Genomic DNA, 24,115 nt, shown 5'->3' with positions numbered 1-24,115 from the left:
ATATTTTTAAAGAAGGAAAGAGAATTAAGGAAGAAAATGATTTAACAATATAAAATTAAGGTTTGTGAGGGTTAATTTATGAAAGAAATAAAGAGTCAAAAATATGTTTTATTTATTTTATATATTATATGTTTCAGTATGAGTTTAATTACAATAGGTTGTATAGTACTTACCTTTTTAAACTTACATGATATTTTATCTATAGATGATGCAATTTGTGTTATTTTATCAATTTTACAAATTAGTGATTATACCTTTTTATCCTACACTTTAATTAAAATAGTAAAATGTGATATTTATACAATATTTTCAGTGAGAAATAGTAATAATTTTAAGAGATTAGGATATGGTATGATATTTTTATCAATAATAGAAGGTATAAGTAATCTATTTAGAGAGAGCAATTTTGAGATTTTTGCTTTTGAAGGAATGTCATTAAAACCACCATCAGTTATATTTCTTATAATAGGTTTAACAAATATATATTTATCACATGCATTTAAAGAAGGGAAGAGAATTAAGGAGGAAAATGATTTAACGATATAAGGAGAAGAATATGGCTATAATAGTTAATTTAGATGTTATGATGGCTAAAAGAAAAGTTTCATTAAAAGATTTAGCAGAAGAAATTAATATAACTAATGCTAATTTATCTATATTAAAAACTAACAAGGCAAAAGCTATCAGATTTTCAACATTAGAGGCAATATGCAAGGCTTTAGATTGCACTCCAGGAGATATACTAGAATATGTAGAAGATAAGGAAAGTGAAGAATAATTTAAAAAAGTTTTTGAAAATTATTGACAAATATTATATTTTAAACTAAAATCAATACAAATAGAATAATATTTTTAGGGTTTGAAATACACTTTAAATTGGTCCTGTGAGGCCAGTAAGGAGTATGTTAGTGCAATTTGCGGATATAGTATAGCTATGTCTAATTGTTGCATAGTTTAAGGCTAGATTAATATACTTTGGAATTACAGGATTAATAAAAGAAATTTCTTTTATTAATCCTTTTTTATTGGCAAAAATCCAAAGATAGCATAAAGTGCTTAATATTTTCCAAAGAGTAACAATAAAATTTAGGTAGTTAAAAATAGGTGCACATATTAATAGTTACTTTTTAAAAAGTTACAAATGGTAAATTTAATTAATCCTAACCTTAGGTGTATTTCGCTACTACTTATATTTAAACAGTATAAAAATAGTTAAAGAAATACTAGGAGGGTTAACATGAAAGCTAAACTAATACTTGAAAATGGAATTACTTTTGAAGGAAAAGCTTTAGGATATTTAGAGGATACAGTTGGAGAGGTAGTTTTTAATACAGGAATGACTGGATATCAAGAAGTTTTAACAGATCCGTCTTATCATGGGCAGGTAGTTACTATGACTTATCCTTTGATAGGAAATTATGGTGTGAATTTAGAAGATTTAGAATCTAAAACTCCAAAAGTTAAAGGGTTTATAGTTAGAGAACTTTGTAGTGAACCAAGTAATTTTAGATGTGAAATGAATTTAGAAAATTACTTAAAACAAAATAAAATAATAGCTTTAGAGGGAATAGATACAAGAGCATTAACAAAAATTTTAAGAGATAATGGAACAATGAAAGGCATAATAACACTTGAAAATTTAAAAGTTGAAGAAATAGAAGAAAGACTTAATAACTTTTCCAATAAAGATGCAGTAAGAAATGTAACAACAAAAGAGCAATATGTAATAGATGGAAATGGGAAACATATAGCTGTTTTAGATTTTGGAATCAAAAAAAACATTTTAAGAAGTTTTAAAAAAAGAGATTGTAAGTTAACGGTATTACCAGCTTTTACATCTTATAAAGAAATATTAAATATAAATCCAGATGGTATATTTTTATCCAATGGGCCTGGAGACCCAGAAGATTTAGTAGAGGTTATTGAAAATCTTAAGATGATAATAGGCAAGAAACCGATAGTAGGTATATGTCTTGGACATCAATTATTAGCTTTAACTTTAGGTGGAAAAACTGGAAGATTGAAATTTGGACATAGAGGTTGTAATCATCCAGTTAAAGATTTAGAGGAGAATAAGATACACATAACATCACAAAATCATGGATATATGGTTGAAAAGTTACCAAAAGATATGGTTATGACTCATGTAAGTGTAAATGATGGAACCTGTGAAGGGATGAGACACAAGATTTTCCCAATATTTAGTGTTCAATATCATCCAGAAGCATCACCAGGACCACATGATGCAAGTTATATATTTGATAAATTCTTAAAAATGTTATAAATGCAAAGTCGCATTGTAGTTAAAATGAAAGAAAGTTGGAGGTTGTTATTATGCCATTAAATAAAGATGTAAAAAAAGTGTTAGTTATAGGTTCAGGTCCAATAATTATAGGACAAGCAGCTGAATTTGATTATTCTGGAACACAAGCTTGTGAAGCTTTAAAGGAAGAGGGAGTAGAAGTTGTACTAATAAACTCTAATCCAGCTACAATAATGACAGATAAAGAAGTGGCAGATAAAGTATATATAGAGCCATTAACTTTAGAGTTTGTAGAAAAGGTCATAGCAAAGGAAAGACCAGATTCATTAATTGCAGGTATGGGTGGACAAACTGGATTAAATTTAGCTGTAGACTTATGTGAAGCTGGTATACTTGAAAAATATAATGTTAATATAATAGGAACTTCAATAGAATCAATTAAAAAAGGTGAAGATAGAGAGCTTTTTAGACAGGTTATGAATGATATAGATGAACCTGTTATAGAAAGTGAAATTATTACGGATATAGAAAGTGGTATGAAATTTGCAAATAAAATTGGATATCCAGTAATAGTAAGACCAGCATATACATTAGGTGGGTCTGGTGGGGGAATTGCTGATGATGAAGATATGTTAAAAGTAATTCTTACAAGCGGATTAGAGCAAAGTACTATAGGACAAGTACTCTTAGAAAAAAGTATTAAAGGGTGGAAAGAAATAGAGTATGAAGTTATAAGGGATAGTTATGGAAATTGTATAACAGTTTGTAACATGGAAAATATAGATCCAGTAGGAATACATACAGGAGATAGTATTGTTGTAGCACCGAGTCAAACATTAAGTGATAAAGAGTATCAGATGCTTAGAACATCGGCTATAAATATTATTAACAAAATAGAAATTGAAGGTGGCTGTAATGTTCAGTTTGCATTAAATCCAAAAAGTTTTGAGTATGCAGTAATAGAAATAAATCCAAGGGTTAGTAGAAGTTCAGCATTAGCATCAAAGGCTACTGGATATCCAATTGCTAAGGTAGCTGCTAAAATTTCTTTAGGATATGCATTAGATGAAATAAAAAATGCAGTTACAAAAAAGACATTTGCTTGCTTTGAACCATCCTTAGATTATGTGGTAGTAAAAATACCAAAATGGCCTTTTGATAAGTTCAAAAGTGCAAATAAAAAACTAGGTACAAAAATGATGGCAACAGGTGAAGTAATGGCCATTGGTAGTAATTTTGAATCAGCATTATTAAAAGGAATACGTTCATCTGAAATAAAAAAATTCTCACTAGAACATAAAGATCTCAAAGATTTGAATCTAGAAGATTTAAAGACAAAAGTAATAAGTGCTGATGATGAGAGAATATTTGTTTTAGCAGAAATGTTAAGAAGAAATTATATGGTAGATAAAGTTTGTGAGATAACAGGAATAGATAAGTTTTTTGTAGCCAAGATAAAAAATATAATAGATGAAGAAGAGAAACTTAAAAAATCAAAAATAGAAGATTTAAACAAAGAATGGCTTTTAAAGCTTAAGAAAAATGGTTTTTCAGATAAGGCAATAGCAAAAATGTTAGAATGCAGACCAAATGATATATATAGTTTAAGAAACCTTTGGAATATAAAGCCTGTTTATAAAATGGTAGATACTTGTAGTGGGGAGTTTGATGCAGTGTCACCATATTACTACTCAACCTATGATGAGTATGATGAGGTAGTAGTAAGTAATAGAAAAAAAATTATAGTTATAGGTTCAGGCCCGATAAGAATTGGACAAGGTATAGAGTTTGATTATTCTTCTTGTCATAGTGTTATAGCACTTAAAAAATTAGGTGTGGAAACTATAATAATAAACAATAATCCAGAAACTGTTAGTACAGATTTTAATATATCGGATAAATTATACTTTGAGCCACTAACAGAAGAAGATGTATTAAGCATAATTGATAAAGAAAATCCATATGGAGTAATACTTCAGTTTGGAGGACAAACAGCTATTAAACTTGCAGGATTCTTAAAGGAAAAGAATATTAAGATATTAGGTACAACTGCAGAACAAATAGATATGGCAGAAGATAGAGAAAAATTTGAAGAACTTTTAGAAGAACTTAACATACAAAGACCAAAAGGAAAAGCAGTATGGTCTGTAAAAGAAGGTTTAAAAGAAGCTGAATTGTTAGAATATCCAGTACTTGTAAGACCATCATATGTTCTTGGTGGACAGGGTATGGAAATAACATATAATGAAAGTGAATTAAAATATTATTTAGAAAATGCATTTATATCAGATAGCAAAAATCCTGTACTTATAGATAAATATATGTTAGGACGTGAAATTGAAGTAGATGCAATATGTGATGGTGAAGATGTGCTGATTCCAGGAGTTATGGAACATTTGGAAAGAGCTGGAGTTCACTCTGGCGATAGTATAACTATGTATCCAAGTCAAAATATAACAAAAGAAATAAAAGATAAGGTTTTAGAATATACTAAAAAATTTGCATTAGCAATTGGTGTACATGGTATGATAAATATCCAATTTATAGAGTTTAAAAATAATCTATATGTAATTGAAGTAAATCCTCGTGCAAGTAGAACTGTTCCATATATAAGCAAAGTAAGCAATGTTCCAATAGTGGAACTTGCCACTAAGGTTATGCTTGGGGAAAAATTGTCTAACTTAAAATATGGGGTAGACATATATAAAGAACCTAAAGTTGTAACAGTTAAAGTGCCTGTATTTTCAACGCAAAAACTTCCTAATGTTGAAATAAGCTTAGGACCAGAAATGAAATCTACAGGAGAAGTTTTAGGAATAGGTAATAACATAAAAGAGGCGTTATACAAAGGTTTTATAGCAGCTAATATGTATATGAAAAAAGATAAGGGTATGATTTTAGCAACAGTAAATGATAATGATAAAGCGGAGTTTTTACAAATAGCTAAGGATATGAATAATTTAGGATATAAGTTTTTATCCACTGATGGAACATATAATATATTAAAGGAAAATGGAATTAAAGCTTGTAAAGTCAATAAGATAAAAGAAGGGGAAAATAATATACTAGATACAATAAGAGAAGGAAAAGTAGATTTAGTAATTAATACACCTACAAAGGGAAATAAAGCTAGTAGAGATGGCTTTATAATAAGAAGAGAAGCTATAGAAAAGGGTATAGGAGTGATAACAGCACTTGATACACTAAGAGCAATGGTAGAAGTTGAAAAAGAAAATATTAAAAAAGAACTTTTACAGGTTTTTGATATAGTAAGCATAAATTAAAATAAAATTTAAAGCTAGAAGGGGCTGTTGCAAAATTAACTAAAGGTTAAAGGAGCGATAGCTTCCTTTTTACGTGTAATTTGCTTAATATATGATTAATGAATAGCTTATTTTAAATTTTTCTTGCCATTTTTCGAACGTAGAAATATCCATAATGCTTTTTAATCATTTTGCGACAACCCCTTATTTTAAGCTAAAATTATTATAGATATGATTATTTAATTTTAGATCTTTTGAAATCGCTAACAACTAAGCCAAAGAATGACATTATGAATAACAGTGTATATAATTCTATTTGATTTTTAGATAAAACAAATAAGTTACAGGCTTCAAAAGTAACTATTAAAAAGGTAATTATTATACCTAAAATTGAAAGAAAGCGAACTATTTTTGAAAAGTTTAAAATCATGGAAACATCCCCCCTACTATTTATGTAATTTTATAAATTAATATGTTAAGAATTATGTTGCAAAAAGAAATTTAAAATATTCCCTATACAATAATAACTTAATTTTTTATGTCTGTAAATGTTTTCTTTTAGGTAAAAATTAATAACTAAATTTAAAGGATATATTTAAATTTAAAGAAATAAAAAAACTGTATTAAGATAAAATTTTAGATTTATCCTAAGACAGTTTTTCTATATATAAAATTAAATTTATATACTAATTATCAGATAGAGTAGTGTTAATATTATTAAAAACTAATCCACCAAAAGAAGCTATAAATAATAATGTAAATATTACTACTTGATTATGAGATAATATAAAACAATTAAATGATTCTAAAATAATTAATAAAAAACTTAATATTATACCTAAAAGTGAAGTAGAATGTATAATTTTTAAAAATGTAAACTTCATAAAAGTTCCTCCCGTATATCAAAATAAAGTATAAATTTTTAATTAATCCTAACTGATTTGGTCAATTGCCTATATCATAATAACGTAAAAGTTAATGCATGTAAACAAATTTTTGTGTCTGAAAATTTAAACTTTATGAGTATATATAAACGTTGATTTTACTATATGAAATCGTATAAATAAAAAAATTATTATAAGGATTTTGAATTAAATGAAAAGTGAAAGTGCATGTGAAATATATTTAATAAAAAACAAGCTAAGTGTTAAAATTGTAACTCTACAGCTTGTTAATTTATTAAATAAAAAAATTTTTGATTATATTTTTTGCAGAAGAAGGATTATTTACTATTTTTTGAGGAAAGAAGTGCTTTGGAAAAAGGTTTTGATATAGTTCAGTCGAAAATCGTTCATCTATTAAAAATATAATTCCTTTGTCAGTATCATTTCGAATAACTCTTCCAGCCGCTTGGATTATTTTATTTATTCCAGGAAATGTATACGCATAATGAAATCCAATTCCTTTTGTATCATCAAAATGATTTTTTATTAAGTTTTGTCTTAAGGAAATTTTAGGGAGTCCTACACCGACTATAATAGAACCTATTAACTTATCACCTTTTAAATCAATACCTTCTGCAAATACTCCGCCAAGTACGCAAAAACCAACAACATTATTTTCATTAAATTTGCTTAAAAATTCTAATCTATCATTTTCAGTCATAGATGATTCTTGAAGTAGTATATTGGTGTAATTAAATTCTTCAGTCATTATTTTATATATATCTTTCATGTATTGATATGATGGAAAAAACACCATGTAGTTTCCTTTTTTAGAGTTTAAAACATTATCTATATAAATACAAACTCTATTATAGTTTGATTGTCTTTTTGCATATTTAGTAGAAACATCATTAGCTATAATAACTTCTCTATTGTCTATATTAAAGGGAGAAGGTAAGGTTATATTGTAATCACCATCTTCAAAAGATAATAATTCTTTATAGTAGTTCATAGGTGATAATGTTGCTGAAAATAATATTGTAGATATTGCATTTTTAAAAGGTGTTTTTAATGCTGAACTTGGATTTATACAAAATAGGTTTATGTTAAGTTCAGAGCCAGCTCGTTCGCTGTAACAAATATAATTATCATCAAAAATGTCATATATCTTTAAAAAATCATTAACTTTAAAGTATAAATCTAATACATTATCTTTAAATTTGATATTATCCTTTGCAAGATAATTAGCCATACTGTCAAAAGCAATTCCTAAATACTTTATAAGCTCAGGTGGTACTTTTTCAAATATATAAAAATTAGTTTCCTCATTATATTTTCTAATTTCAATCATAAGATTATTTACCTTATCTAATTTTTTGTAAAGAGAATAATCTTCATTTTTTATAAGTTTTTTTAAGTTTAAAAATTCACTTTTCAAAAGTGATGATGAATACATGTCCCTGGCTCGTTCAACTAAGTTATGTGCTTCATCCACAAGTATTATATTTTCATTTTTCTTTTCATTAAAATATGTTTTAAGAGAAACTTTCATATCAAAAACATAATTATAATCACATATTATAAGGTCACAATAACTTATTAAGTCAAGAGAAATTTCGAAAGGACATACATTATGTTTATTGGCATATTGACACACTATGTCTTTATTTATATTTTCTTCATTGGTTATAATGTCTAAAATAGCCTTGTTAGCTCTATCGTAGTGACCTTTAGCAAATTTACAAAGGTTAGGATCACAGTTTGCAGTTTCTTGAAAACATATTTTTTCTTTTGCAGTCAAAGTTAAAGTTTTAATTTTAAGATTTTGCTCTCTTAAAAGGGTTATAGTTTTTTCTGCTATATCTTTAGTACTGCCTTTAGCAGTTAAGTAAAAAATTCTATTGCCAAGCTTTTCACCTAGTGCTTTTATAGAAGGAAATAAAGTAGATATAGTTTTACCAATTCCAGTAGGTGCTTCTAAGAAAAGTTTTTTATTATGTTTTATAGTTTTATATACCGCTACAGATAATTCACGTTGGTGTGGTCTATATTCCTTAAAAGGAAATGTTAAATTTTTTATGGAAGAATCTCTTAGTTTTTTGAAATTATAGTCTAAAATTAAGAATTTATAATATTTTTCAATAGTAGAATAAAAAAAATCATGTAGATTATCTATAGAGATGTTTTCTACAAAATCTTTTGATTGAAGAGTATCTCTATTAACATAAATAATTTTAATTGATATATCTTTAAGATTATAGAGTTTACAATACATATAACCATATATTTTTGCCTGAGCTATATGTAGATCATTATAGGACTCAATTGAAAGTATATCTCTTGAAGTACTTTTTATTTCTAATATTTCTCCATAATTATCTTTAGATATAACACCATCTATTCTTCCTTCTAAATAAATATTTAAATTCTTATAATTAAAAGTATCCTTAATAGGGACTTCCTTAGAAAATACTTCATCTTTTTCTTTATGTTCTTGTTCATATTCTTTTTGAACTGTTTTATGAATTTTTGTGCCTTCAATAGCAGAATTGGAAGAAACAAATTCATTATTTAAATCACCATATCTATAAACAAATTCTACTAAATTTCTAACTGAAAGTTTAGCATCAATACAATATTTATTCAAAATCAAACCTCATTCCTTATTTATAAATTTTAAATAATCTATTATATATATTTTAACAAAGTATATAAGCTTTACAATATGGAAAATATTTATTATAGTTATATATGAGAAAGATTTCAAAAAATAAGAATATTTTAAAGGGAGCTAATGCATTGGCTGAGAGGAAGTTGTTGCCACTTCGACCTATAACCTGATCTGGATAATGCCAGCGTAGGATACCTAAAGTAGATATTTATATGCTCTTTACCAGTGTTAGGTAAAGAGCATTATTTTTTTAAAAGGAGTGTTTAAAATGAAAAAAGTACTTACAATAGCAGGATCAGATAGTGGTGGAGGTGCAGGGATACAAGCAGACTTAAAAGCTTTTTCTGCTAATAGAACTTTTGGTATGAGTGTTATAACAGCAGTTACAGCCCAAAATACATTAGGTGTGAAAGCTATACATGATATACCAGCAGACATTGTAGAATCTCAGATTGAAGCTATATTTGATGATATAGAAGTATCTGCTACTAAGATAGGAATGGTTTCTAATGAAAAAATTATAAGAAAAATAGGAGAAAAGTTAAGATTTTATAATGCAAAGAATATAGTAGTTGATCCGGTTATGGTTTCTACAACTGGTTATGATCTTTTAAAAATGGAATCTAAAAGAGCACTTATAGAAGAACTTTTTCCAATTGCAAAAATAGTAACGCCTAATTTAAGAGAAGCAGAAGTTATATGCGATATGAAAATAGATAATTTAAAGGAAATGGAACAGGCTGCTTTAAAAATATTAGATATGGGACCAGAATACGTACTTGTAAAAGGTGGTCATCTAAAAGGAAAAGCTACTGATTTACTTATGAGTAAAGACTCTACAATAGTTTTAGAAAAAGAAAGAATAGATAGTAAAAATACACATGGAACAGGATGTACTCTTTCTTCTGCAATAGCAAGTAATTTAGCTAATGGTTATGATGTTGAAGAGGCAGTAAAGTATGCAAAAGAGTACATAACAGAAGCGATAAAGAAAAGTTTTGATGTTGGACATGGAAGTGGTCCAGTAAATCATTTTTATAAATTTTATAAATAGAGGAGATATTATGAATTCAATATATAATTATTTAGAAGAATTAAGAGAAAAAAACCCACTAGTGTATCATATAACTAATATGGTTACAATAAATGATTGCGCTAATATAACATTAGCGATAGGTGGATCACCACTTATGAGTTTTAACGAGGAGGAACTAGAAGATATTTTGAAGTTTTCCTCAGCATTAGTTTTAAATATAGGGACTATGGATAATTCTATGATGAATATAGCTATTAAAGCTGGAAAAATAGCAAATAAATTAAAGGTACCAATAGTTTTAGATCCAGTAGGTGTAGGTGCTACAAAAGAAAGAGTGAAGTTTGTTAAAAAGCTTATAGAAATGGTTAAGTTTTCTGTTATAAAGGGAAATATGGGAGAAATTAAAACATTAATAGGTGATAGTGCAAAAGTAAAAGGTGTAGATTCTAATGAAGATATGAAGGATGGAAAATATATTGGATGTAAACTTTCAAAAAAATTAGGATGTACAATTGTAATTACAGGAAAAGAAGATTTAGTTTGTTATAAAGATAATATATATACTATAAAAAATGGACATAAACTTATGAGTAAAGTAACAGGTACTGGATGTATGACAGCATCTTTAATTGGAGCTTACTTAGGGGTTACAAAGGATAGTTTCACTGCTGGATTCCTAGGAACATTATCTATGGGGATATGTGGTGAAAAAGCAGTAAAAAGTTTAAAAAATAATGAGGGAACTGGTACTTTAAAAGTAAAAATTATAGATAATATATATTTATTAAATAAAAATGATTTAGAGTTAGGGGATGTTGTTTTTGAATAGAAATATAGATTATAAATTATATTTAGTTACAGATAGAGATGTTTTAAAAGGTAGAGATTTAAAACAAGCAGTTGAAGACGCTATTTTAGGTGGAGTGACTTTAGTTCAAATTAGAGAAAAAAATTGTAGTGGAAAAGATTTTTTAAAATATGCATTAGAGGTTAAATCTGTTACAGATAAATATTCAATACCACTTATAGTAAATGATAGAGTTGATATAGCTTTAGCAATAAATGCACAAGGTGTTCATATAGGTCAAAATGATATAGATGCTAAGTCTGTAAGAAAGATAATCGGGAATGATATGATACTTGGAGTATCTGCATCAAACAAGGAGGAAGCTATAAAGGCGGTTAAAGATGGTGCTGATTATTTAGGGATAGGTGCTATGTATCCTACAAATGTAAAGAAAGATGCTATTAGTGTAAATTTAAATAATTTAAAAGAAATAGTTGATAATGTATCAATTCCAATAGTAGCTATAGGGGGCATAAATTTTGAAAACTCTTCTGAAGTATTAAATATAGGAATTGATGGTATAGCAGTTGTATCATCTATATTGGCAAATGAAGATGTTAAAAAAGCAGCTAATATTCTTTTAAATGAATGTAATAAATATTTAAAGTAAAAAATTAAAGGGAAAGGATTTAAAAACCCTTTCCCAATACATTTTCTATTAACACCAGTCGCAATCCCAACAGTTATTGCAACCACAACAATCATCATCAAAGTCCCCGCATAAAAGAAGTAGTATGATTATGCCACAAGGACCTATAATTGGCCAGAATAATAATAATAATACTAATAAACAAAGTTCATCCATTTTATAACCCCCGATTGTTAATTTTAAATAATTAACATATTTTTGCTGTTAATACTTAAGCTAATATTTAAATTGTTAGCTATATTGTATATTATGAAAAAAATATATAAAGGGTTACTTTTCATAACAATAAAGAAAAAATATTCTAAAAGATAATTTAAATGTTAATTAGTATATATTAAATATTATATCTATTTTGAGCCAAGATCTTTAAGACAGTCTTCGCATATATTTTTTCCTTTATAATTTGTAACGTCTCTAGCGTTTCCACAGAAAATACATGCTGGTTCATATTTCTTTAGAATAATTTGATCACCATCTACATAAATTTCTAATGCGTCTTTAATCTCAATATCTAAAGTTCTTCTTAGTTCTATAGGTATTACTATTCTACCTAATTCATCTACTCTTCTAACTATACCTGTTGACTTCATTTTTATCCTCCTAATTGCTTTTATAAATTTATAAACACCTTATAAAAAATGTTTATATTATATATTATCAAAACTAACATGATTAAGTGTTAGTATTTATATGAAAAATATAGAAAAATTTTATAACTTAAAACATATTATTAAATTATCCAATTAATCTAAAAATATACATAATGTATAATTAAATTAAAAAATTTTTCAAATATCTATAGTTATTTTAATAATCTCTTAGAATAATAGTATATGTAAAAAATTATTAAATGGCACTTAAGTTCTTAGGAAAAATATATATAAACAAAGTTACAGTTTAATGACATTTTGTCAAAAAATAAAAAATAACATAAAATATTGATATGAAAAGATATAAAAACTTAACTTGTTTATAAGTTTTGCCATAGGTTTATATAGAGAGATTGTAAGGGCTAGGTTAACTTTTAGTAGATAATTATTTTAATAATATTTAAGATTATCAATATACAGGTAAAAAAGTGAGTTTTAAAATTTATATTAAAAAATAAAAAACTTAATTTTATGTAAAATTAAGTTTTTTAAAGTATTATTATCTATAATTTGTAAATTGAAGGTCTATATCAAAATCTTTTGATTTTAATAGTTGTATAGTTTGTTGAAGATCATCTTTGTCTTTTCCAGTTACCCTTAATTGATTATCTAGTATTTGAGTTTGAACTTTAATTTTACTAGATTTGATTTCGGATACTAATTCTTTTGCCTTTTCTTTTGAAATTCCATTAATTATTTTAGCACTAGCCTTAGCAGCACCTAAAGAACCATTTTCTATTTTACCAAGCTCTAAAGCTTTTGGTGAAACACCTCTTTTTATAAATTTGCCTTTTAAGATATCTATTACAGCATTTAACTTATATTCATCATCAGAAACTATTTTAATTTCATCTTTACCAAGTTCTATAGCTGTTTTACTCCCTTTAAAATCATATCTTTGAGATATTTCTTTTAATGCTTGATTTATAGCATTATCTACCTCTTGCATATTAACTTCTGACACAACGTCAAATGAATAATTACTTGCCATTTTAAAAACCTCCTAAATTTAAAGTCTAAATTTAACACATTCTATATAATTATACACTAAGGGAAATATAAAACAATAATTTAATAGTTTTTTAAACAATAGTAAATGAAATTATTTAAAAAATTTTATAAAAATTTAAAAAAACAATAATTATTTTAAATAAAAATTAAAAAAATATACACAATTTTGATTTTTGATACTTTAATATGATAAAATTAATGAAAAATATAACAATAAGGAGAAAAACAATGCATATTTTATTCAAATTTATGATGAAAAATATATTTGAAAAGAAATTAAGGTTTGTTTTAATTGTATTTTCTATTGCAGTGGCTACTGCTATGACTTTTGCATCTATAGGGGTATCTAATTCGTACAATGAAATGATACTTGAAAAAATGAAAGCAAAAGTTGGGGATGCAGATTTAATTATTTATAGTAATGATAAAAATAAAATTACATTCTTAGATAGGACAGAAATTGAAAATGAACTAAAAGATAATAAAGCAGCCTATATTTTTGATGGTGAAGGGATTTATAAAAGTGATAATAACATTTTCAAATTAAATATTAAAGGGTGTGAAATTGAAGATTTAAATAGAATAAATTCTATAAAATTAATTGGTAATAGTGATGAAGGTCTAAGTTTAAAAGATAATGAGGTTATAATCTCTAATAATATTAGTGAAAAGTTAAATTTAAGTATTGGAGATAATATAAATTTAAAAGTTGAAGGAAAAGACATAAATGTAAAGGTGAAAAACATTGCTCTAAATAAAGGTCTTTTTTTAGAGAGTGCAGGTGAAATGAATGTAATTATAGATAATAAGGGACTCTCGGAGTTATTATCTAGAGAAAAATTAATAACATCTGTACTTGTTAATGTTGATGATAAGGAAAATATTGAAGAATATAAAAGTCAATATAAAAATAATTTATCTAATTATGATATTAAAGAAACAATTAATAAACAAGATTTACAAAATCGTGTGAAACAATTTACATTGCCATTTTACCTTATGTTAATAATTGTATTAATAATGGCAGGGTTTATAATATATTCTGCCTATAAAGTGATAATAATTGAAAGAATGGCAGTGATAGGAACATTTAGAAGTATAGGAGCTACTAAGGTTTCAACTAATACAATTTTAATAATTGAAAGTCTTATTTATGGAGTATTAGGAGGTGGTATAGGTCTAATACTAGGAATACCAATTTTGAATTATTTATGTGATTCCACTAATGTTTTAAAAAGCTATGGGGTAGAAACTATAGTTAAAATAAATAATATAAATTATATATATAGTTTTTTATTAGCTATAAGTATTTCTTTTATAAGTTCAATTATACCTATAATAAATGCATCTAAAATATCAGTTAAAGAAATTATACTTGGTACTTTTAGTGAGAATAAAACATTTAAATTAGGAAATTTACTATTGGCACTAATATTTTTAATTATACCTACAATATATTTATGCAAATATAAATTTACAGGGATATTTTTAATATCAATTTTATGTCCATTTCTAATTTTTATAGGTGCAGCATTAATATGCCCATATTTTATGAAGATATTTTCTTATTTATTTAAAGAAGTATTTAGAATGTTTTTAGGTAATTTAGGCGCTATAGCTTTAGACAATATAACAAGTTCTAAAGCGCTTATAAATAATGTTATATTACTTATGAGTACGTTATCTGCTGTTATTGCAATATATGTTGCATCTAACAGTGTAAGTGGTTTAATTATAAATCAGTATGAAGACATGAATTATGATTTTAAAATACAAGGAAATAAATTAAAATATGCAAAGGATGATATTTATAATTTAGATTATGTAGATAATTATATGGAAGAGATTATCTTAAGTGGTGTAGATGTTAAAGATAGAGATTTAGAAATAAAAAGGCTAGAAGGAATTGAGGAAGAAAAATTTTTAGATTTTTATTCCAATGTGGAAATCTATGATAATAAAGGCGGCTTACAAGATGAAATTTTAAAAAAATTACAGTCAGGAAACAACATAATAATAAATAATATTCTAGCTAAGAAGAAGAATATAAAAATTGATGATAAAATTCAATTAAAAATAGAGGATAAAGAAATAACTTATAATGTAATAGGTTTTATAAAAGGAGACTATATAAATAATTTAGGAATAGCTTTAACAGATAAAGAATTATTAAAAGAAAATATTAGCGAAGGTTATGAAAATAATGCACTAATAAAAAATAATAATACTTATGATGTTACAAGTAATATGTTTAAGGAAGATTTGGAAAGTTATAATTTAACTATAAGTAGTAAAGAAGAAGAACTAAAAGTAGATTTACAAGAAAATGAAGGGCTTATGAATTCATTAGAAAGTTTTTCACTTATGTCACTATTAATAGGTAGTCTTGGTATTATGAATAATCTTATGGTTAGTTTTATGTATAGGAAAAAAGAACTTGCTGTATTATCATCAGTAGGTATGAGTAGATTTCAAAGAGGGTATCTTTTACTTATTGAAGGTGTGACCATTGGAATAATCGGTGGAACCTTAGGAGCGTTGGAAGGAATTTTTATATCTAACTTTATAGAAGATATAACTTATTCACTTGATGCCTATTTAAAAGTGGAAATTTCTATTAAGCTAGTAGTTTTACTTGGTGCATTAGGTGCAATATTAATAATGGTGGCATCAATAGTTCCTATAATAAAATCATCCAAATTATCAATAGTTGAGGAAATAAAATATGAATAGAAGGTGTACATAAAATGGAAACAATAATAGAAATTAAGAATTTACATAAAAATTTTAAAGTTGGTAGTGAAGATATAAAAATATTAAACAATATAAATTTGAAAGTTGAAAAAGGTGAATTTTTGTCTATTATGGGTCCATCAGGCTGTGGCAAAAGTACATTGTTATACTTGTTAGGAGGACTTGATGCTCCAACATCTGGTGAAATATACATAAATAATAGAGAAATTTCAAAACTTAAGGATAAGAGTATAAGTAAAGTAAGAAGAAGGGAATTGGGATTTGTTTTTCAATTTTATAATTTAGTTCAAAACTTATCAGTAGAAGATAATATATTACTTCCCATACTATTAGATGGTGGTAAGCCTAAAAAATATGAAAAAGAATTGAAAGATATATTAAATATAATTGAAATGCCAAGTAAAAGAAAAGCACTGCCAAGAGAACTTTCTGGTGGTCAACAGCAAAGGATAGCTATAGCAAGAGCTCTTATAAATAATCCTGAGTTAATACTTGCAGATGAACCAATAGGAAATTTAGACTCTAAAACTGGTAATGAAATTATGAAACTTTTTAAAAAAATAAATAAAGAGAAAAATGTAACAATTGTAAATGTAACACATTCTAGGGAATCAGCTAATTATGGTAATAATTTAGTTAATTTAAAGGATGGAAAAATTTTAAGTTGTGAAAAGATATTTAATCTTTAGCTATACAGTTTTTAGAAATAAGTGGTAAAATTATATAGATACAAGCTCAAATTTAGAGTATATAAGTTTAAAAAGGGTAAGTTGAAACCTTATAATTAAAATTAGTTTAAAAGAAGGGGATGGATTATATGGCATATATTGATTTACATTGTGATACAGCAAGTAGAATGTTATATGAAGGTTTAGATTTAAGAGAAAGTGAATGTAAAGTAAGTATAGAAAAATTAATAAAAGGTGGCGGGTTAGCTCAGTTTTTTGCTTTTTTTGTGGAATTAGATAATAAAAAAGATCCATTTTTAGAATTTAAAAATCAGTATGATAATTTTATATATGAAGTAAGCAAAAATAAAGATAAAATCCAGATAGTTACTAACCTTAAGGAATTAGAAAAGTGTAATTTAGAAAATAAGGTAGGGGCTTTCTTGACTATAGAAGAGGGGGAAGTTTTAAAAGACAATATTGATATGGTAGAAGAGGTTTATAAGTTAGGAATAAGACTTATAACTCTTACATGGAACTATAAAAACTCCTTAGGATATCCTAATTTTGAATTTGTATATAAGGATAATGGATTAACAGATAAAGGAAAAGAAGTTGTTGAGGCTATGGAACACTTTGGTATTATACCAGACTGCTCTCATTTGTCAGATAAAGGGTTTTATGATTTAGTAGATATATGTAAAAAACCATTTATAGCGTCACATTCTAATGCAAGAACTATTACTAATCATCCAAGAAATTTAACTGATGATATGATAAAAAAACTTGCTTTAAAAGGTGGAGTTATGGGAATAAATTTTTGCAGTGTTTTTTTAGGGGAAAGTGAAGAAGCTAAAATATCTCAAATGATAAATCATATAAAACATATAGTAAATGTAGGAGGAATAGGTATAGTAGCACTTGGTTCTGATTTTGATGGTATAGAAAATGAAGTTGAAATAAAAAATACAAGTGAAATGAATAATTTAGCATATGCCCTTAAAAAAGAAGGATTAAAAGAAAGTGATATTGAAAAAATATTTTTTAAAAATGTAAAAAATGTTTTAAAAGAAACTTTAAAATAATATTATAAATAACTGAGTATAGATAAAAATATATTTTTATCTATATTCAGTTATTTTTTATAATTTTTAAATAAATGAGCACATTAATAGATATATATATTTTTTTATTAAAGGTGTGATATTAATTGAAAAAAAGAAATTTAATTTTATTAGGATTAGGTATAGCATCAGTATCAACAATAATAAGTAGAAATATAGTAAAACCTAAAAACTTAGGTATAGTTAAGGGAAGATTACATGAGATACCTAATAGGCCAAGTGCAGTGTCAACAGAAACGATTTACCATAATAAAAGGGTTGAAACTTTGCCTTTTAAAGGGGATTTAGAAGAGTCAAAAGAAAAAATAGTAAAGGTATTAAACTGTATAGGAGGGATATTGGTATTAAGGGTTGAATATGACTACATTTATGCAGTATCAACAACACCATTATTAAGATATCATGATGATATAGAGTTTTATTTTGATGAAAAATTACAATGTATTCATTATAGATCTTGCTCTAGAGTTCCATATTATGATTTTAGAACAAATAAAAACAGATATTTAAAGATAAGGGATTATTATTTTCATTTAGTATAATATATAGAAAGTTATTTAAGAATACAAGTAAATTTATTCTTAGATAGCTTTTTATATTATTAAGCATATATGAAAAGAATAAATTAATATAAATTAGGTAAACTAAAAAAGAATATTTAATAGATAAAATAAAAATTGAGAAGAAGGGATTATATGAGAAGAAAATATTATAACATTTTAATTATTGCGATAGCATTTGTAGTAACCTTATTTGGAATAATAAATTATAAAAATTTAGATGAGAAAAGGTTAAAAACAACTAAAGTTTTTAATAATGATTTATATAAATATAATAAAGATATATATAAACCTAAAAATAGCAAAGAAATTATACAAGCTGTAAAAGCAAAAGATGAGGACAGAGCTGTTTCATATTACATATGCAATGAAAAAGATGAAAAAATTGTATATCTGACTTTTGATGATGGCCCAAGTGATAATACATCTAAAATATTAGATATATTAGATAAATATGATGCTAAAGCTACATTTTTTGTTGTTGGTCATGAAGACGAACTTTCTATAAACACATATAATGATATAATAAGAAGAGGTCATGCTATAGGTAATCATACTTATAGCCATGATTATAAATATATTTATAACTCTGTTGAAAATTTTTCTCAGGATTTTGATAAAATGCAATGTTTTATTAAAGAAAAATGTAATTATGATATGGAAATAGCTAGGTTCCCAGGCGGAAGCAATAATACGGTTAGTAATAGATATCATAATGATATAATGATAGATCTTAGTAAATGTTTAATAGATAAAAATATAACATATTTTGATTGGAATGTTGATTCTGGTGATGCTAATGGAACTACAATGGGTGTAGATTACATAATTAAAAGGACTTTAGAGGGAGCAAGAAAATTTGATTCTCCAATAATATTAATGCATGATGCACCTACAAAAAAAACAACAGTATACGCATTGTCCTATATAATAGAAACCCTTAAAAATGAAGGGTATGAGTTTAGAGCTTTAAATTGTGATGAATATGTAATACAATTTTTAAGAGCAAAATACTAGTAAATAATCAGTAATAAAATATATATTTATTGATTAGTAGGGGGGGATTTTTTTGTTTTTACCTAAAGATGTGGAATTTATAATAGACACTTTATACAAAAAAGGATATGAGGCTTTTGTTGTAGGTGGTTGTGTTAGAGATGATATTTTAGGGAAAAAGCCTAATGATTATGATATAACTACTAATGCTAAACCTAATAAAGTGAAAGAAATTTTTCAGAGCTTAAAATTAAAAGTTATAGAAACTGGTATTCAACATGGAACAATTACCTTAGTTTTAAATAATATTAATTATGAAATTACAACTTATAGAATTGAAGGAGATTATTTAGATAATAGAAGACCTAGTAAGGTTTTTTTTACAGAAAATTTGAAAGAAGACTTAAAAAGAAGAGATTTCACTATAAATGCAATGGCTTATAATAATTATGTCGGATTAATGGATTTTTTTCATGGTAGAGAAGATTTGAATAAAGGTATAATAAGAGCTATTGGTAATGCAAATGATCGTTTTAATGAAGATGGACTTAGAATGCTAAGAGCAATTAGATTTAGCACCCAGTTAAATTTTAAAATAGAAGATGAAACTAAGGATGCTATATTGAGTAGAAGCTCATTAATAAAAAATATAAGTGTAGAAAGAATTACAGAAGAATTAAAGAAAATTTTAATAAGTGATATACCGTCTAAAGGGATAAATGAATTAGTTAACTTAAAACTAATGGAATATATTATCCCAGAGATAATATATCTTGTAGGATTTAATCAACAAAGTAAATATCATGATAAAGACATTTATTATCACACTATGGAAGTGTTAGATAATGTGGAAAATAATATTTCTTTGAGATTAGCAGCATTACTTCATGATATAGGTAAGCCTAAGACATTTACTTTAGATGAAAAAGGTGGACATTTTTATTTTCATGAGGCTGAAGGAGCGAAAATTTGTAAAAGTATATTAGAAAGATTAAAATTTGATAATAAAATTAAGAAAACAGTAATAAATTTAGTGAAAAATCACATGAGAGTTATAAAAGGAAATAATAAATATAAAATTAAGAAATATATAAATGAAGTTGGACAAGAAAATCTGAATTTAATTTTTTCACTAATGATAGCAGATAGGTTAGCATCGCATAAAGATTATAGAGGATATGATGACATCTTAAATATGAAAAGTATGTGTAATAAAATTATAACAGCAAATGAACCTCTTAATGTTAAGGATTTACAGATAACAGGAGACGATATTATACAATGTGGTATAAAGCCAGGAAAAGAAATAGGAAATATTTTAAATAATCTTTTAGAAAAGGTTTTAAAGGACCCTTCATTAAATGAAAGAAAGATATTAATTAATGAAATATTAATTTATATAAAAAATAATAAGTAGATAAATGATTTAACATAATTGTAATAAATTCGTTGTTAAATAAATACTAATAGTATATAATTGTTACTATGATTTAAAAAGGAAGTTAGGCATGAAAAAGTAATAGAAAGTTATAGAATTTATAAGTGATTTAATCTATTATTTTATTGAAATTGTCTTATAGTCAAATTATGTATACATAAAGGAGAAATAAAAATGGAATTAAAAAAGAGAATGAAATTCATAGACCCAGAGACAAAAGAAGTTGTTGAATTAGAAGAGGTAGATAGAATAGAATTAAATGGCAATACATATTTATTATTAGCGCCACTAGACAACTCAGATGATGCTTACATATATAAAATTGTAAATATGGAAGGCGAGAAATACGAGCTTACTGAAGTTGAAGATGAAAAAGAATTTGAAGCTGTAGTAGCTGAATATGATAGATTATTCGATGAAGAAATGAATGAATAATAAAAAAGATGCCTAGGAAAATGAGTAAACATTTTTAGGCATCTTTTTTTTATTCTAAAAGTTCAAAAGTATAACCTTGTTGTTTTGCTTCTTTTATAACGTCTCCTAAAATTTCATTATTTGTTTTAGAGACAGCATGTATAAGCATTATAGAACCATTATGTAAACCATCTAAAATTTTTTTCTTTGCTTTTTCAGGTTCAGGTTGATTATTAATATCCCAATCATGATAAGCAAAACTCCAAAATACAGTTTTATAACCTAAATTTTTAGTCATAGCTAAACTACGTTGTGAATATTTGCCCATCGGTGGTCTAAAAAATTTAGGCATTTCAGTTCCTGTAATTTCAGTAAATAATTCTTCTACATCAGTAAACTCTTTATTGAATTTACTTTCATCAGTGGCTACTTCAGGCATAGAAGGGTGATGGTTAGAGTGGTTTCCAACAATATGACCTTCATCTACCATTCTTTTTATGATATCTTGATTATCTCTGATATAAGGTAAGGTAACAAAAAAGATTGCTTTTACATCATTTTCTTTTAAAGTATCAAGAATTTTATCAGTATAACCATTTTCATAACCTTCATCAAAGGTTAAATATAAAACTTTTTTAGAAGTATCTCCAAGACAGTGTGCATCATAATCTTCGAATTTAAAAGATAATTTATCATTCAGACGTGGAGCTTCATGATTTCCATTGGGAACAAACCACCAGTCAATACAGGTGTTATCTACATTAGTATCCATCTTTTTAGCTGTTTTTTCTTTTTTCTCAAGTGGTTTATTATTTTTATCCTTTTCTGCTTTTATTGTTTGCATTACCATTTCATATTTTTCATTATTCTCAGGTAAGTATTGTTTAAAGTATGAAAAATATGAAAAAGCACAAGAACCAATAACTGCAACTGAAAGGGTAAGTGGCAGTAATTTACTAATTTTTTTCATTTGAGTACTCTCCTTTCTACACAATATAATATTAGTTTATACAGATTTAAAGAATTTTATTACAATGAGAAAATATTAAGTTTTTACAAGTAGAAAGTATAGTATAGTATAGTATAGTTTGTTTTTTTATATAAAAAGGTACTTGAACTTTTAATTTCAAGTACCTTTTAAAAAATATTATATTAAAATTTTAATTTATTGAAATTGAATTATTATCATTCAATGATTTTTTTTTTAGTTTAACTTCAGGTTCACGTGGTAATTTAAATAATGGTATAAATCTATCAAGGCCAGTAAGAGTAAGTAAAAGTATAGAGATTACTGCAACAAAGGCCATAATGTTATATTTTATAAAATCAGTTGCTGCAAATTGACGAAGAGGATATACAGCAGATGCTATGCCGGCATAAAAAGTTAAATATACATGCCATGGCAGTAGTTGAGATCCAAAAACTCCTAATGCATCAGAAAAAGTTGCATTTCTTAAACGAAGCTTGTACATAGCTTCATCATCACCTTCAACATTTTCTTCAACTAATTCTTTAATAATAGGTCCAATAGTAACTATTTGTGCCATTTCATCTGCAAGAAGTGCATTACCAGCTATTGAAAGAACACCATTCCAGAACATAAGTTGGCGTACGTTTCTTGAAAATAAAACTACAAGCCTTGATAAAGGTTCAAAGGCTTTCATTTTAGCCATTATACCACCAAAAGCACCAACCCACATCATCATTACAATAACCCAACTACCAGCTTCAGAAAATCCACCTTGAACTAAAGCTAAGAAGTCTGTTAAATTTGTAGTTCCAGCAAATGTTCCTAATATTAAAGAGGATATAATACCTATAGATAAACAAGCAAGTGTTGGAATACCTTTAACAGCTGCTGCTATAACAAGAATTAATGGTATTATCATATAATATGGAACTCCAGATTTAACTTGGTTTAGTAAATCTACAGCTTCTGGTTTTTGTGCTTCTAAAACACCCCAAACTTCCTTAGGAATTGCATCTATAGCAGCACTTCCTGAAGATACAGTTGTAGGTAATTTTAATGAAATTATATAAAATAAGATTGCTGTTACAACTAAACAGCTTAAAGACCAAACCCCTTGATGCTTAATTCTATCAATAACTTCAACATTTTGTATACCTGAACTAACAACAGTAGTATCAGATATAAGACCAATATTATCACCAAAACAAGAACCACCAGCTATAGCTGCCACTGTTATAAGTATGTTGCCATCAACAATATGAGAAAGCCATAAAAATATAGGAGCACAGGCTGCAAAAGTTCCCCAAGAAGTACCTGTAGCAATTGAAAGTATTGAAGTAACTAAAAATCCTGTAACAGCAACAGTTCTAGCAGTAAGACCAAGTTCTAATGCTAAGTTAACTATTGATGCACCAACACCAGTAGACATAAATGCAGACGCCATAGCGTAGGCAAACATTAGAATAAAGAAAACAAGTTGCATTGATTTTACATTATCTACAGCACAGTCAACAAGTTCATTAAATTCAATTTTTTCTGTTATTGTGGCAATTATAGCTGCATAAAGAGTTGAAAGTGGTGCTGCCATTAAGGCATTCATTTTCATCATCATCAAACCAGCTAAAAGAAATACTGGAGATAATTTTAAAAAACCAATTATAATTTTTTTAAAAGTCAATATAAACTCCCCCTTTTTATAACGTCAAAGTTTGGTTAAAGCGTATGTTTGTTTTAGAATTAAAAGTAGAGTTAAAATATTTCATATATTTTATGTTAAATATATATGAATATTTATAAACTAGTCATTTAATGCTAAAACAAGGTTTGGTTATAAGTAGATTATAAGGCCATACAAAAAAAAATTCAATATCTTTAGAAAATTCTAACAATTTGTTAATAAAGTTATAAACCTATAAT

Annotated in this window: 22 protein-coding genes and 1 riboswitch; of the genes, 14 read left to right on the top strand and 8 right to left on the bottom strand. The window is 26.2% G+C overall.

What is annotated here, in order from left to right; genetic code table 11:
* The first annotated feature begins 78 nt into the window (after nucleotides 1-78).
* From CSGHG_RS13280 to carB, 4 genes are all read left to right on the top strand, one after another.
* Entirely contained in the window at nucleotides 79-546 is a 468-nt protein-coding gene (locus CSGHG_RS13280; RefSeq protein ID WP_010296186.1) for a DUF2975 domain-containing protein, read from the top strand.
* 10 nt (nucleotides 547-556) lie between these two features.
* Nucleotides 557-778, top strand: coding sequence for a helix-turn-helix domain-containing protein (locus CSGHG_RS13275; RefSeq protein WP_010296182.1), 222 nt, complete (start codon nucleotides 557-559; stop codon nucleotides 776-778).
* A gap of 459 nt (nucleotides 779-1,237) precedes the next feature.
* On the top strand, nucleotides 1,238-2,284 hold the full coding sequence (locus CSGHG_RS13270) for a carbamoyl phosphate synthase small subunit (protein ID WP_010296179.1): 1,047 nt from the start codon (nucleotides 1,238-1,240) through the stop codon (nucleotides 2,282-2,284).
* A gap of 50 nt (nucleotides 2,285-2,334) precedes the next feature.
* The gene (gene carB, locus CSGHG_RS13265; RefSeq protein WP_010296176.1) at nucleotides 2,335-5,547 is read left to right on the top strand and encodes a carbamoyl-phosphate synthase large subunit; all 3,213 of its coding nucleotides are present in this window, start codon (nucleotides 2,335-2,337) and stop codon (nucleotides 5,545-5,547) included.
* A gap of 214 nt (nucleotides 5,548-5,761) precedes the next feature.
* On the opposite strand, the gene CSGHG_RS13260 is transcribed toward carB, so the two are convergent.
* From CSGHG_RS13260 to CSGHG_RS13250, 3 genes are all read right to left on the bottom strand, one after another.
* Complete coding sequence (locus CSGHG_RS13260) at nucleotides 5,762-5,956, bottom strand: hypothetical protein (RefSeq protein WP_010296173.1); 195 nt, start codon at nucleotides 5,954-5,956, stop codon at nucleotides 5,762-5,764.
* A 256-nt stretch (nucleotides 5,957-6,212) separates the two neighbouring features.
* On the bottom strand, nucleotides 6,213-6,410 hold the full coding sequence (locus CSGHG_RS13255) for a hypothetical protein (protein ID WP_010296170.1): 198 nt from the start codon (nucleotides 6,408-6,410) through the stop codon (nucleotides 6,213-6,215).
* A gap of 295 nt (nucleotides 6,411-6,705) precedes the next feature.
* Nucleotides 6,706-9,057, bottom strand: coding sequence for a helicase C-terminal domain-containing protein (locus CSGHG_RS13250; RefSeq protein WP_010296166.1), 2,352 nt, complete (start codon nucleotides 9,055-9,057; stop codon nucleotides 6,706-6,708).
* A 127-nt stretch (nucleotides 9,058-9,184) separates the two neighbouring features.
* A riboswitch (TPP riboswitch) is annotated at nucleotides 9,185-9,294 on the top strand.
* A 55-nt stretch (nucleotides 9,295-9,349) separates the two neighbouring features.
* Here CSGHG_RS13250 and thiD point away from each other — a divergent pair.
* The 3 genes from thiD to thiE are packed head-to-tail and all read left to right on the top strand — an operon-like array spanning nucleotide 9,350 to nucleotide 11,574.
* On the top strand, nucleotides 9,350-10,135 hold the full coding sequence (thiD, locus tag CSGHG_RS13245) for a bifunctional hydroxymethylpyrimidine kinase/phosphomethylpyrimidine kinase (protein WP_010296164.1): 786 nt from the start codon (nucleotides 9,350-9,352) through the stop codon (nucleotides 10,133-10,135).
* 10 nt (nucleotides 10,136-10,145) lie between these two features.
* Complete coding sequence (gene thiM / locus CSGHG_RS13240) at nucleotides 10,146-10,946, top strand: hydroxyethylthiazole kinase (RefSeq protein WP_010296162.1); 801 nt, start codon at nucleotides 10,146-10,148, stop codon at nucleotides 10,944-10,946.
* Nucleotides 10,939-11,574, top strand: coding sequence for a thiamine phosphate synthase (gene thiE / locus CSGHG_RS13235; RefSeq protein ID WP_010296160.1), 636 nt, complete (start codon nucleotides 10,939-10,941; stop codon nucleotides 11,572-11,574). The genes thiM and thiE overlap by 8 nt, the downstream gene beginning before the upstream one ends.
* A gap of 48 nt (nucleotides 11,575-11,622) precedes the next feature.
* On the opposite strand, the gene CSGHG_RS23305 is transcribed toward thiE, so the two are convergent.
* From CSGHG_RS23305 to CSGHG_RS13220, 3 genes are all read right to left on the bottom strand, one after another.
* Nucleotides 11,623-11,769, bottom strand: a complete 147-nt coding sequence (locus tag CSGHG_RS23305; RefSeq protein WP_155844767.1) for a hypothetical protein — start codon at nucleotides 11,767-11,769, stop codon at nucleotides 11,623-11,625.
* A 191-nt stretch (nucleotides 11,770-11,960) separates the two neighbouring features.
* Nucleotides 11,961-12,203 carry an AbrB/MazE/SpoVT family DNA-binding domain-containing protein gene (locus CSGHG_RS13225; RefSeq protein ID WP_010296157.1) on the bottom strand — a complete coding sequence of 81 codons (243 nt, stop codon included), beginning with the start codon at nucleotides 12,201-12,203 and terminating at the stop codon, nucleotides 11,961-11,963.
* Nucleotides 12,204-12,762: 559 nt separating this feature from the next.
* The gene (locus CSGHG_RS13220; protein WP_010296156.1) at nucleotides 12,763-13,254 is read right to left on the bottom strand and encodes a YajQ family cyclic di-GMP-binding protein; all 492 of its coding nucleotides are present in this window, start codon (nucleotides 13,252-13,254) and stop codon (nucleotides 12,763-12,765) included.
* Between the two features lie 248 nt (nucleotides 13,255-13,502).
* On the opposite strand from CSGHG_RS13220, the gene CSGHG_RS13215 reads away from it, so the two are divergent.
* The 7 genes from CSGHG_RS13215 (at nucleotide 13,503) to CSGHG_RS13185 (ending at nucleotide 21,249) form a co-directional block, all read left to right on the top strand.
* The gene (locus tag CSGHG_RS13215; RefSeq protein ID WP_010296152.1) at nucleotides 13,503-16,007 is read left to right on the top strand and encodes an ABC transporter permease; all 2,505 of its coding nucleotides are present in this window, start codon (nucleotides 13,503-13,505) and stop codon (nucleotides 16,005-16,007) included.
* A gap of 14 nt (nucleotides 16,008-16,021) precedes the next feature.
* Nucleotides 16,022-16,717, top strand: a complete 696-nt coding sequence (locus tag CSGHG_RS13210) for an ABC transporter ATP-binding protein (protein WP_010296150.1) — start codon at nucleotides 16,022-16,024, stop codon at nucleotides 16,715-16,717.
* Between the two features lie 128 nt (nucleotides 16,718-16,845).
* Entirely contained in the window at nucleotides 16,846-17,781 is a 936-nt protein-coding gene (locus CSGHG_RS13205; RefSeq protein ID WP_010296140.1) for a dipeptidase, read from the top strand.
* A 125-nt stretch (nucleotides 17,782-17,906) separates the two neighbouring features.
* The gene (locus CSGHG_RS13200; protein ID WP_010296138.1) at nucleotides 17,907-18,362 is read left to right on the top strand and encodes a DUF1499 domain-containing protein; all 456 of its coding nucleotides are present in this window, start codon (nucleotides 17,907-17,909) and stop codon (nucleotides 18,360-18,362) included.
* A gap of 153 nt (nucleotides 18,363-18,515) precedes the next feature.
* Complete coding sequence (locus tag CSGHG_RS20825; protein ID WP_010296137.1) at nucleotides 18,516-19,397, top strand: polysaccharide deacetylase family protein; 882 nt, start codon at nucleotides 18,516-18,518, stop codon at nucleotides 19,395-19,397.
* Between the two features lie 52 nt (nucleotides 19,398-19,449).
* The gene (locus CSGHG_RS13190; RefSeq protein ID WP_010296136.1) at nucleotides 19,450-20,793 is read left to right on the top strand and encodes a CCA tRNA nucleotidyltransferase; all 1,344 of its coding nucleotides are present in this window, start codon (nucleotides 19,450-19,452) and stop codon (nucleotides 20,791-20,793) included.
* A 195-nt stretch (nucleotides 20,794-20,988) separates the two neighbouring features.
* Nucleotides 20,989-21,249 (top strand): DUF1292 domain-containing protein, encoded by a 261-nt coding sequence (locus CSGHG_RS13185; protein WP_010296135.1) that lies wholly within the window; start codon nucleotides 20,989-20,991, stop codon nucleotides 21,247-21,249.
* Nucleotides 21,250-21,298: 49 nt separating this feature from the next.
* On the opposite strand, the gene pdaA is transcribed toward CSGHG_RS13185, so the two are convergent.
* Together pdaA and CSGHG_RS13175 are read right to left on the bottom strand one after the other, a co-directional pair.
* Nucleotides 21,299-22,198, bottom strand: coding sequence for a delta-lactam-biosynthetic de-N-acetylase (gene pdaA / locus CSGHG_RS13180; protein ID WP_010296132.1), 900 nt, complete (start codon nucleotides 22,196-22,198; stop codon nucleotides 21,299-21,301).
* 190 nt (nucleotides 22,199-22,388) lie between these two features.
* Nucleotides 22,389-23,876, bottom strand: a complete 1,488-nt coding sequence (locus tag CSGHG_RS13175; protein WP_010296131.1) for a Na+/H+ antiporter NhaC family protein — start codon at nucleotides 23,874-23,876, stop codon at nucleotides 22,389-22,391.
* Nucleotides 23,877-24,115 lie beyond the last annotated feature (239 nt).

Origin of the sequence: Clostridium senegalense JC122, assembly GCF_000285575.1 — a bacterium.
Lineage (GTDB): Bacteria > Bacillota > Clostridia > Clostridiales > Clostridiaceae > Clostridium_J > Clostridium_J senegalense.
Note: the sequence above shows the minus strand (reverse complement) of the source record. Positions and strands in the feature narration are given on the sequence as shown.

Excerpts from the sequence above, each read along its gene's own strand:
- CSGHG_RS13275 (WP_010296182.1), top strand. The coding sequence starts at position 557 with ATGGCTATAATAGTTAATTTAGATGTTATGATGGCTAAAAGAAAAGTT.
- CSGHG_RS13260 (WP_010296173.1), bottom strand. The coding sequence starts at position 5,956 with ATGATTTTAAACTTTTCAAAAATAGTTCGCTTTCTTTCAATTTTAGGT.
- thiD (WP_010296164.1), top strand. The coding sequence starts at position 9,350 with ATGAAAAAAGTACTTACAATAGCAGGATCAGATAGTGGTGGAGGTGCA.
- pdaA (WP_010296132.1), bottom strand. The coding sequence starts at position 22,198 with ATGAAAAAAATTAGTAAATTACTGCCACTTACCCTTTCAGTTGCAGTT.
- CSGHG_RS13205 (WP_010296140.1), top strand. The coding sequence starts at position 16,846 with ATGGCATATATTGATTTACATTGTGATACAGCAAGTAGAATGTTATAT.
- CSGHG_RS13280 (WP_010296186.1), top strand. The coding sequence starts at position 79 with ATGAAAGAAATAAAGAGTCAAAAATATGTTTTATTTATTTTATATATT.
- CSGHG_RS13225 (WP_010296157.1), bottom strand. The coding sequence starts at position 12,203 with ATGAAGTCAACAGGTATAGTTAGAAGAGTAGATGAATTAGGTAGAATA.
- CSGHG_RS13185 (WP_010296135.1), top strand. The coding sequence starts at position 20,989 with ATGGAATTAAAAAAGAGAATGAAATTCATAGACCCAGAGACAAAAGAA.
- CSGHG_RS13210 (WP_010296150.1), top strand. The coding sequence starts at position 16,022 with ATGGAAACAATAATAGAAATTAAGAATTTACATAAAAATTTTAAAGTT.
- carB (WP_010296176.1), top strand. The coding sequence starts at position 2,335 with ATGCCATTAAATAAAGATGTAAAAAAAGTGTTAGTTATAGGTTCAGGT.
- CSGHG_RS20825 (WP_010296137.1), top strand. The coding sequence starts at position 18,516 with ATGAGAAGAAAATATTATAACATTTTAATTATTGCGATAGCATTTGTA.
- CSGHG_RS13220 (WP_010296156.1), bottom strand. The coding sequence starts at position 13,254 with ATGGCAAGTAATTATTCATTTGACGTTGTGTCAGAAGTTAATATGCAA.
- CSGHG_RS23305 (WP_155844767.1), bottom strand. The coding sequence starts at position 11,769 with ATGGATGAACTTTGTTTATTAGTATTATTATTATTATTCTGGCCAATT.
- thiM (WP_010296162.1), top strand. The coding sequence starts at position 10,146 with ATGAATTCAATATATAATTATTTAGAAGAATTAAGAGAAAAAAACCCA.
- CSGHG_RS13215 (WP_010296152.1), top strand. The coding sequence starts at position 13,503 with ATGCATATTTTATTCAAATTTATGATGAAAAATATATTTGAAAAGAAA.
- CSGHG_RS13270 (WP_010296179.1), top strand. The coding sequence starts at position 1,238 with ATGAAAGCTAAACTAATACTTGAAAATGGAATTACTTTTGAAGGAAAA.
- CSGHG_RS13255 (WP_010296170.1), bottom strand. The coding sequence starts at position 6,410 with ATGAAGTTTACATTTTTAAAAATTATACATTCTACTTCACTTTTAGGT.